This window comes from Roseateles sp., assembly GCF_031397715.1.
Lineage (GTDB): Bacteria > Pseudomonadota > Gammaproteobacteria > Burkholderiales > Burkholderiaceae_C > Paucibacter_A.
Map to the genome: position 1 here is coordinate 1 of NZ_JANNMI010000188.1, position 10,561 is coordinate 10,561.

Here is a 10,561-nt window from a genome sequence, read left to right on the forward strand (position 1 = left end):
CGCAACGGCAAGGAAGAAGACTTCGCCTTTATCGGAGGCATCAAGGGCTTCGTGGAGTACATGAACCGTTCGAAAACGGTGCTCCATCCGACGCCGTTCCACGCGGTCGGTGAAAAAGAGGGCATCATCGTCGAGGTCGCGATGCAGTGGAACGACTCCTACCAGGAGTCGACGCTGTGCTTCACCAACAACATTCCGCAGCGCGACGGCGGCACTCACCTCACCGGCCTGCGCGCTGCCATGACGCGCGTCATCAACAAGTACATCGACGAGAGCGAGCTGGCAAAGAAGGCCAAGGTCGAGATCGCTGGTGACGACATGCGCGAGGGTCTGGCCTGCGTGATCAGCGTGAAGGTGCCCGAGCCCAAGTTCAGCAGCCAGACCAAGGACAAGCTGGTGTCCAGCGAAGTGCGCGCGCCGGTGGAAGACATCGTCGGCCGCTTGCTGACCGACTACCTGCTCGAAAACCCGATCGACGCCAAGATCATCTGCGGCAAGATCCTGGACGCCGCGCGCGCCCGTGAAGCGGCCCGCAAAGCCCGTGAAATGACGCGCCGCAAAGGCGTGCTGGATGGCCTGGGCCTGCCGGGCAAGCTGGCCGACTGCCAGGAAAAAGACCCGGCGCTGTGCGAAATCTACATCGTCGAGGGCGACTCCGCCGGCGGCTCCGCCAAGCAGGGCCGTGACCGCAAGTTCCAGGCTATTTTGCCGCTGCGCGGCAAGATTCTGAACGTCGAGAAGGCGCGTTATGAGAAGTTGCTGACCAGCAATGAAATCTTGACGCTAATCACCGCGCTTGGCACCGGCATCGGCCGCGGCGCCGGCAGCGACGACTTCAACCCCGACAAGCTGCGCTACCACCGCATCATCATCATGACCGATGCGGACGTTGACGGCGCCCACATCCGCACGCTCTTGCTGACCTTCTTCTACCGTCAAATGCCGGAGTTATGCGAGCGCGGCCACATCTACATCGCCCAGCCGCCGCTCTACAAGGTCAAGGTCGGCAAGCATGAGCAATACCTGAAAGACGGGCATGAGCTGGACGGCTTCCTGCTCAAGATCGCGATGCAGGACGCGCACCTGCACACCGGCATTGGCGATGCAGTCCTGAGTGGCGAGGCGCTGGAAACCCTGGCGCGCCAATACGTGGCGGCCGAGAGCGTGATCAAGCGCCTGTCGAACTGGATGGACTTTGAAGCGCTGCGCGTGCTCTCCAGCGGCCTGGCCATCAACCTCGACAACAAGGAGGCGGCGGAAGCTGCGGCCGTGGCCATGCAAGCTGCGCTGCACGAAGCCGAGGTGCACAGCGAATACGACGAGCGCACCGACAAATTGCTGCTGCGCATCAGCCGCAAGCAGCATGGCAACACCCGTTCCAGCGTCATCAATGCCGACTTCGTGCACAGCGCCGACTATGCGGTGCTGGCCAGCGCCGGCGTGACCTTCAAGGGCCTGATCGGCGAAAACGCCGTGGTGCGCAAGGGCGAAGGCGAGAAGGCCAAGGAAAGCAAGATCCCTGACTTCCGCACGGCGATGTCCTGGCTGATGACGCAAGCCGAAAACTCGGTCGGCCGCCAGCGCTACAAAGGTCTGGGTGAAATGAATCCCAGCCAGTTGTGGGAAACGACGATGGACCCGACCGTACGCCGCTTGTTGCGCGTGCAAATCGACGACGCCATCGAAGCCGACCGCGTGTTCACGATGCTGATGGGCGACGAGGTCGAGCCACGGCGCGAGTTCATTGAGCAAAATGCGTTGAGGGCGGGGAATATCGACGTTTGAGTCAGCGATAGGGCCGGGCTCGCGCGCCGGCCCGGCTTTTTATCACACGCGAATCTGGAAGTTTCCTGAAATTCCTTGTGAATCAAGTACTTGCTATCACACGCTGAGCATCAGCTGGGGTATTTACAGTTTGTAAAAGTGCGGCAGTGCTTGCTCATCACACGCGAATCCGGAAATCTCCAAAAACCCCAGTCAAATCAAATACTTGCTATCACATGGCAACAAAGTTCTGGGTCGCTGATGCGCTGCTTGCACTCAAGGAGAGTCTGGCGCCCCTGCCGCACGAGCTCAATGAGCTGGACTGGAAGACGCGCCTGTCTGATCAAAAAGATCGCCTCACCGAGCACCTGATCGCCTTTGCCAACCATCCCAACGGTGGCTATCTGGCCTTCGGTATCGATGACAACGGCAGGGCCATCGGCATTGAGACCGACCAGACCGCGCTCGTGGTGAACACCTTGGCCAATCTGGGTCGCCAAGCCATTGAACCCGCCCTGGCCTTGGACCATGCGGTTATCGATTTTCAAGACAGCGGCGTACCGATCTTGCTGGTTCGTATCCCGGAGCAAGCCGTCAAACCCGTGCACCGGCGTGGCAAATCGATCGAGGAGGCATGGATTCGCTCCGGCGGCAGCACACGCAAAGCCTCTCGCCAGGAAATCGGCGCGCTGATGCTCAACAGCGCCTCGCCCTGCTGGGAAGAGTTGCGCGCCTCGCCGCTGCTCATGCTGGACGATGTGCAGGCGCTGTTGGACCTGGAAGCCATCGCCGCGCTGCTGCAGCGGCCCTTGCCTGCGGAACCCGAGCACCTGGCGCGCTGGCTGGTCGAGGAAGGCATCACCAGCCTCGACGGACGCGGCCACTACATCACCCATTTCGGCGCCATCGCGGCCGCACGCAAGCTGGATGACTTTCCGGCGCTGGCACGTAAACGCATACGCCTGGTGCGCTACAGCGGCTGCAACAAGGTTGACACCATCGATGAGCGCTTGGGCCAGCGCGGCTATGCCGTCGGTTTTGAGGGTTTGATTGGCGATCTGTGCAAGACCTTGCCGCATTCCGAGGTGATCAAGCAGTCGCTGCGCACCGAGGCCACGCTATACCCCGAGATCGCCCTGCGCGAGCTGATCGCCAACGCCCTGATCCACCAGGATTTCAGCATCACCGGTGCCGGCCCCATGGTGGACATCTACAGCGATCGCATCACCGTCACCAACCCCGGTGCCCTGCTGCCGGGCAAAAAACCCGACCGCCTGATCGGCACCACGCCCGAGTCGCGCAACGAGAAGCTCGCCGCCTCCTTCCGGCGCTTTCGCATCTGCGAAGAGCGCGGCACCGGCTTTCAGAAAATCATCAAGGCCATCGAACTCTTCGGCCTGCCGCCGCTGCTCATCAGCCCGCAAGAGAACGCCTTCAGCGTCACCCTCAGCGCCCCGCGCAAGTTCACGGACATGGGCGCGCAAGAGCGCATCGAGGCCTGTTACCAGCATGCCGTACTGCAATACCTGTCCAGCCAGACGCTGACCAACACCACGCTGCGCGAGCGCTTCAAGCTGCACGAAAAACAGCGCAATTCCATCACCAACCTGATCAGCGATGCGGTCGAAGCCGGCCGCATCAAACGCAAAGACGCCCACAGCGGCAACAAGTTTGCCGAGTACATCCCTTACTGGGCCTGAGCCCAGCCCGTTTCGACAAGACATCCATGGCCGCCAATCAACTCACTCTCGAAACCCTGGAAAGCTGGCTGTGGGAGTCCGCCAACATCTTGCGCGGCTCTATCGACTCATCGGACTTCAAGAACTACATCTTTGGCCTGCTGTTCCTCAAGCGCTTCAACGACGTGTTTGAGGAGCGCGTCCAGCAGCTGCAAGACGTTGATGGCCTGAGCAAGCTGGACGCACTGGCCGAAGTACAGGACAAATGGGGCGCCTTCCCGCCGGACGCCCGCTGGCCAACGCTGATTGCCCGCACCGAGAACATCGGCGAGGCGCTGGACAAAGCATTCGCCACCATCGAAGCAAACAACACCGAACTGCAGCACGTGCTGACTGCCACCCAGTACGGCGACAAGCGTGTGCTGTCGGACGCCACGCTGCAGCGCCTGCTGCGCCACTTCAACCAGTACCGCCTGGGCAATGCCGACCTCTACAAGGCCGACATGCTGGGCGACGCGTATGAGTACCTCATCAAGCAATTCGCCGACGATGCGGGCAAGAAGGGCGGCGAGTTCTACACGCCCAAGGCCGTCGTGCAACTGGTGGTGGAGCTCATCGACCCGCAGCCCGGCCACAGTGTGTACGACCCGACCTGCGGCAGCGGCGGCATGCTGGTGGAAAGCGCGCATCACGTCGCCAAGCTGCCGGGCGGCACGCTGATTGGCGACCGGCCCAATGCGCTGCTGTTCGGCCAGGAGAAGAACCTGGGTACCTGGGCCATCGCCAAGCTCAATCTCTACCTGCATAACATGCGGGCCGAGATTGAGCGCGGCGACACGCTGGCGGAACCCAAGCATCTCGACGGCGGCTACCTCAAGACCTTCGACCGGGTGATCGCCAACCCGCCGTTCTCCGCCAAGGCCTGGTGGACGCCGCTTGAGCTGGAAAGCGAAGCGGCGCAGGACAGCGAAGGGCGAGACGGCAAGAAGCTCAAGACGCCCAGCTACAAAGAGGTCAACGACCCGTTTGGTCGGTTTGCCTACGGCGTGCCACCGCGCGGCTATGCCGACCTCGCCTTTGCCCAGCACATGTTATCCAGCCTCAAGGCCGATGGCCGCATGGGCATCATCCTGCCGCATGGCGTGCTGTTCCGCAGCGGAGAGGAAGGCAAGATTCGCGCGGGCCTGCTGTTCGGCACCAACGCGGCCAGTGGCGCCCAGCCGGGGGACCTCATCGAGGCCATCGTCGGGTTGCCCTCGGCACTGTTCTACAACACTGGCATCCCGGCTTGTGTACTGATTCTGAACAAGCGCAAGCCCAGCGGACTCAAGGGCAAGGTCATCATCATTGATGCCAGCCGCGACTACGCGGAGGGCAAGGCGCAGAACAACCTACGGCCCGAAGACATCGCCCGCATCAGCAGCACCCACAAGGCGGCGTTTGACCAACAGGCCGAGGTGGAGCACTACTGCCGGGTGGTCACGCTCGATGAGATTCGGGGCAACGACGGCAACCTGAACCTTGCGCGCTATATCGACAACGGGGAGATTGAAGAGACGGTGGATGTGGCGGCGACCGTTACTCAACTGGCTTTATTGGCGGAAGAGGAGGCACAAATTGATGTACGGCTCAACGGGTTCCTCTCGGACTTGGGGCTACTTGAGGACGAGGTATGAGTTTGGGCCGGCTGACTCAGCAAGCTCCCGCGAATTGGGTCACGAAGGTGATTGGAGATGTGTTCACCGTTGTTGAGCGGCCCGTGAAAATGGATGACGAGACGCTGTATCGACGCGTTACTGTGAAGCGCCGAAATGGTGGGATTGAACTTCGAGACATAAAGCGTGGTGCAGAAATCAAGGTGAAAAACCAGTTCGAGATTAAGGCGGGTGACTTCCTGATTTCTGAGCGGCAAATCGTCCATGGTGCTTGTGGAATCGTGCCGCCCGAGTTGGCGGGGGCCCTTGTTTCCAATGAATACCTGGTACTCGAACCCCGTGAAGGCATTGACGCCAGCTTCTTCAACTACTTGTTCCAACTATTGAAATACGCAAAGCTGTTTCTAATTTGCAGCCAAGGCGTAGACATCGAGAAATTCTTGTTCAAACCCAGGGACTGGCTTAAGAAGGCAGTCCCCGCGCCGCCGCTCCCTGAACAGCAAAAAATCGCCGCTATCCTGACAGTCGTTGATGACAAGCTGGACGTGATTGCCCGGCAAATTGAAATTGCCCTATCCCTTAAGCGGGGTCTGATGCAGACCTTGTTCAGCCGGGGCGTAGGCGCCCAAGATGCAGATAACCGATGGGTGCCGCATTCAGAGTTCAAGGACAGCGATGGACGAAGGCTTCCAAGAGCTTGGGAAGGTGGCACGCTTCGCGCCTACGTTGCGTCACTACGGTCAGGGGTGAGCGTGAACGCCGAGGACCGCCCTCACGGTGAAGGCGAAATTGGTGTCCTCAAGGTCAGCTGTGTGCAAGGTGGAAGTTTTCTGCCCTCGAACCACAAAACGGTCGTTCCCGATGAGCTCACGCGAGCGGCGGAGTCCGTTCAGCAAGGCCGCATCATCATCAGTCGGGCCAACACCCCAGCGTTGGTTGGCGAGTCAGCGTACATTCACGAATCTTGGCCCGATCTGTTTCTGCCAGATAAGCTTTGGCAAACCGAGCCAACCGACACACCGCATTCAGTCCGCTGGCTTTCGTTTTATCTTCAGAGTCCCTTTGTTCGGCAAGAAATCAGAACGGCTGCCACAGGAACAAGCGGAAGCATGAAGAACATATCTAAGGCAGCATTGCTAGGTATCTTCATGCCGGTGGTTCCACTGGCAGAACAGCTGCGCATCGCCGAACTGCTCACGGCAATCACCCTCAAGATTGATGCTTTGGAGTCAAAGCGGGAGCTCTATCAATCCGTGAAACGCGGCCTGATGCAAAAACTGCTGACCGGCGAATGGCGTGTCAAACTCGGTGTCGACATGGCGGACTGACCAGAACCGCCAGCCCCAGGGAGGAAAAAATAGATGAACAAAAACTATTTGCCGCATGAGCAAATGACGTCAGCCTCATGAGCCAGTCGCCCGAGAAGACTGGCGTTGAAACCCCGGCATTGGCCTGGCTCGTCAAGCTGGGCTACACCCATCTGTCGGGCAATGCAGTGACGGTCGAGTTCCGGCATCTGGCCCCCATGCTGGAAGACGTGCTACGCCCGCGCCTGCTGGTGCTGAACCCGTGGCTGACCCAGGCACCGGGTGGTGTTGCTGCCGCGCTGCTGGAACTGCGCAAGCGCGTCAACGACGAGTTGCTGCCGGCGAACCAGGCGTTCTGGGAGCAGGTGCTGCATCGCTCGGACATCCAGGTCAAAGACGCCGAGGGCAAGCCGCACAGCGTGCGTTTTTTCGACGCAGCCAACACCGCCAACAACGACTTCCATGTGGTCGACCAGTACGTGGGTCGCAATGCCGACGGCGACCTGTTCCGGCCCGACCTGCTGCTGTTCGTCAACGGCCTGCCTCTGGCCATCATCGAGTGCAAAGCCAGCCACCACCGGCTGGACGAGGCGCTGGCTCAGCTGGACGGTTATCAACGCAGCTTCCCGGCGCAGTTTGTGTTCAACCAGGTCTGCGTGGGCTTGAATCGGCGCGAAGGCCTGTATGGCGCCATCCTCACCAAGCCAGCGTTTTACGCACGCTACCGCCTTCAGGAGGCGGAGTTGAATGCCGCGGCAAGCTTGCTGGGCAGCGAGCCGAGCGAGCAGGCCCAACTGTTGTGGGCCTTGTTCGAGCCCAGCCGCTTTCTGGAGCTGGTCACGCACTTTGTGCTGTTCGAGACGCGGGACGGCAAGACGGTCAAGAAGCTACCGCGCTACCAGCAATGGCGTGCGGTGCGCAAGACGGTCGCCCGGCTGACGGCTGACCGGCCCGTGGGCGGTGTCATCTGGCATACGCAGGGCAGCGGCAAGTCGCTGACCATGGCCTTGCTGGCGCGGCTACTGCGGGCCGACAGCACCGGCTTGGCCAACCCCACTGTGCTGGTACTGACCGACCGCCGGGACCTGGACAAGCAAATTTTCGACACCTTCCACGCGGTGGGCATACGCGCCATTCAGGCGGTATCGGTGGCGGGCCTGGTGCGGATGCTGGGCAACGACTACGGCAGCGTGTTCACCAGCACCGTGCAGAAGTTCCAGGAGGGCGATGAGCCCGCAGCAGCGGCCGAAGACGGCGCAGACTGCGCGCCCGACGAGTTTGACGAGGTCGTGCATGCGACCCGGCACCGGCGGGTGCGCGTGGGCAAGGACTTCTTCATGGTGGAGGAGCGCAACGAGAACTTCGGCCTGCGCGATGAGGACGGCGTGTTGCTCGATGCCAAGTGGCTGGAGCTGAAGCGCGAGAAGGTGAACTTCCGGGTGTTGAGCGCAAAGCCCAATTTCTATGTGCTGGTGGACGAAGCGCACCGCAGCCAGTACGACTTTCTTGCCGCCTTCATGCGGGCCAGCCTGCCGAACGCCAAGTTCATCGCGTTCACCGGCACGCCGCTACTGAGCGACGACAAGCACACGCTGTCAGAGTTCGGCGGCGACACCTATATCGACGAGTACCGGCTGCACGAGGCCGTGGCCGATGGCGCGACACTGCCCATCAAGTACCAGGACGCCTGGGTCAAGCTGGCCGCGGATGCCCAGCTTGACGCGGCCTTCGACGCCCAGTTTGCCAAGGAACCCGAAGCGCGCCAACAGGCCTTGAAGAAGGCGCTGCTCGCCCACTGGCGCAAGGCCGGCGACCGCATGGACCAGGTGGCTGCGCATCTGGTGAAGCACTTCGTCAGCAATGTGCAGGCCAAGGGGCTGAAGGCCATGCTGGTGTGCGACGGCCGCGACATGGCCGTGCGCTACAAGGACCTGCTCGATGACTTGATGGCTCAGCGTGCACTGCAGGGGCTGCCGACGTTCCAGAGCAAGGTGGTCATCTCGCTGGCCGGCATTACCGGCACACGCACCGGCGCCACGGTGGAGGAAGAGGCCGCCGAATACAAGCTGGACATCGCCAAGGTGCAGCGCATCGAAGAGCGGGTGCGGGACGAAGTCAAAGCCGGCAAGGAGCCGGTCGCCATGCCGTCCGAACAGCTTGGCCCCTTCATCAGCAAGTTGTTCCCGCTGCCCTATGGCAACGAGGCCAAGGGCCAGGATGGTCGACCGCACGCCAACAACGTGGGGCTCATCATCGTGTCGGACATGCTGCTGACCGGCTGGGACGCGCCCATCGTCAGCACCATGTACCTGGACAAACCGCTGAAGGAACACACGCTTCTGCAAGCGATTGCGCGGGTCAACCGCACACTGCCGGGCAAGAACGCCGGCTATATCGTGGACTACCACGGCGTGGTGGACCATTTGGACCAAGCGCTGAAGGTCTATGGCGGCGAGGTGCAAGCGGCGCAGGTCTGGCAAGGCGTGGAGAGCGAGTTGCCCAAGCTGCAGAGCACGCTGGAGCGCATCCTCAAGCTGCTGCCTAAAAAACATGACCCGGTGAACCAGCGGGAGGACTACAAGGACGATGCCGAAAGCTTCCTCGACCCGGCCTCACGCCTGGACGCGGTGGAGGACTTTCTGGAACTGGCGAAGCAGTTCAACCGCAGCGTCGACATCATCCTGCCCGATGCGCGCGGCGTGCCCTTCAAGCCCTACTTCACCCTGTTTGCCGAAATCCGCCTGATGCTGCGCGACAAGTTGCCCGGCAGCAATTACCGCGAGCGCATCACCCGCTTGGAGTCAGCGTTGCTGCAGCGCCTGCTGGATGACTACATTGCGGCCAGCCCAGCCAAAAGCCTGCTCGGGCGCGAGGTGTCAATACTCGACGCCAGCGACATGGCCCGGCTGAAACAGCTGGCCAGCCCCGGCAGCCAGGCCTTGGTGATGAAGAACCAGCTCAAGCACACCATCGCTACCGGCCGCGACAAGGACCCGGCCTTCTTCGACAAACTGGCGGCCGAGCTGGAAAAGTTGCTCGAAGAGGAAAAAGCCGGCCGCATCAGCCAGGTCCAGTTCCTGGAGCAGCTGGAATTGTTTGGGCAACGCGTTGTCGACAAGGACAAGACCGGCTTCGACAAGCCGGCCCATTCCGCCGTCTATCGCTACCTCGCCAACTTGCTGGGCGACGAGACGGCCCGCGTGGCCTGCACCCAACTGTTCGAGGACCAGGACCTGAGCCACACGCTGGCGGCGGGCAACTGGAAGCAGATGCCGGACCTGCATCCTGAGCTTAGCGACTTGCTGCGCCGGCTGCTGATGCCACTGGCCGGCTGGGAGCGCTCTGTCGCGCGCGAGCACGCCGGACGCATCCTGGACATCTTGCTGAAGAACTGACGAATCCCTATGCCTCGGCTGCAATACGGTCAAACGACCATCGAATGGCGCTTCAAGGCTGACGCCACGCTCAAGCGGCACTATGTGACCGTGGAGCGTGGACACCCGGTTTTGCTGCGCGGGCCTGCCGTGGGGCTAGCTGAGCAAGAAGCACTGGTGCGCCGGCGCGCGCGCTGGATTCGCGAGAAGCAGGCCCTGGTGGAGCTGCCACAAGCCGAAGAGCTCATCGTCACGGGCAGCCGCCTGCGCTACTGCGGAAGGTCCTACTTCACCGAGGTGAAGCATGTGCCGACACTGGCCAACGCCACGCTTCGCTTCACCGCCTCGCGCTTCGTGGTTGAAACCCCAGCGGGACGCAGCATCGCGCTCGACGCCCTCGCCCCCCTGCTCGCCGGCTTTTACCGAGACCGTGCGCACGAGAAGCTGCTGGCACGCGTGCGCCACTGGGAACGCCAGTCAGGCTTGCAGGCGCGCGGCGCCCGCATCCGGCACTTTCAAAGTCGCTGGGCCAGTTGCAATGCGCAGAACGTGCTGGAGTTCCACCCTCGCGTCATGGAGTTGCCGGCCAGCGTGCAGGACTATGTCGTTGTGCACGAGCTCTGCCACACGGTGGAAAAGAGCCACACGCGAGCTTTCTGGGCGCTGGTGGCTCGGCAGATGCCGGACTGGCGGCGCCAGCATGAGGTGCTGGAGCGAGCCGCTTTCGGCGACATGGTTTAGCGAAGGAGTGGTAGCGGGTTCATGTCGATGTCGATGTCGAT

At 61.6% G+C, this 10,561-nt stretch carries 6 protein-coding genes; all 6 read left to right on the forward strand.

Going from position 1 to position 10,561, the window contains the following annotated elements; translation table 11 throughout:
* Positions 1 to 1,785, forward strand: a 1,785-nt coding sequence (locus tag RMO57_RS07985; RefSeq protein ID WP_310385653.1) for a DNA gyrase subunit B, incomplete at its 5' end; no start/stop codon positions are given.
* 215 nt (positions 1,786 to 2,000) lie between these two features.
* Positions 2,001 to 3,464, forward strand: coding sequence for an ATP-binding protein (locus RMO57_RS07990; RefSeq protein WP_310385654.1), 1,464 nt, complete (start codon positions 2,001 to 2,003; stop codon positions 3,462 to 3,464).
* A gap of 26 nt (positions 3,465 to 3,490) precedes the next feature.
* On the forward strand, positions 3,491 to 5,119 hold the full coding sequence (locus RMO57_RS07995; RefSeq protein ID WP_310385655.1) for a class I SAM-dependent DNA methyltransferase: 1,629 nt from the start codon (positions 3,491 to 3,493) through the stop codon (positions 5,117 to 5,119).
* Positions 5,116 to 6,426 (forward strand): restriction endonuclease subunit S, encoded by a 1,311-nt coding sequence (locus tag RMO57_RS08000; protein ID WP_310385657.1) that lies wholly within the window; start codon positions 5,116 to 5,118, stop codon positions 6,424 to 6,426. Before RMO57_RS07995 ends, RMO57_RS08000 begins: the two co-directional genes overlap by 4 nt.
* Positions 6,427 to 6,503: 77 nt before the next feature.
* Positions 6,504 to 9,800, forward strand: a complete 3,297-nt coding sequence (locus RMO57_RS08005) for a type I restriction endonuclease subunit R (protein ID WP_310385659.1) — start codon at positions 6,504 to 6,506, stop codon at positions 9,798 to 9,800.
* Between the two features lie 9 nt (positions 9,801 to 9,809).
* Positions 9,810 to 10,520 carry a SprT family zinc-dependent metalloprotease gene (locus RMO57_RS08010; protein ID WP_310385660.1) on the forward strand — a complete coding sequence of 237 codons (711 nt, stop codon included), beginning with the start codon at positions 9,810 to 9,812 and terminating at the stop codon, positions 10,518 to 10,520.
* The last annotated feature ends 41 nt before the right edge of the window (positions 10,521 to 10,561 follow it).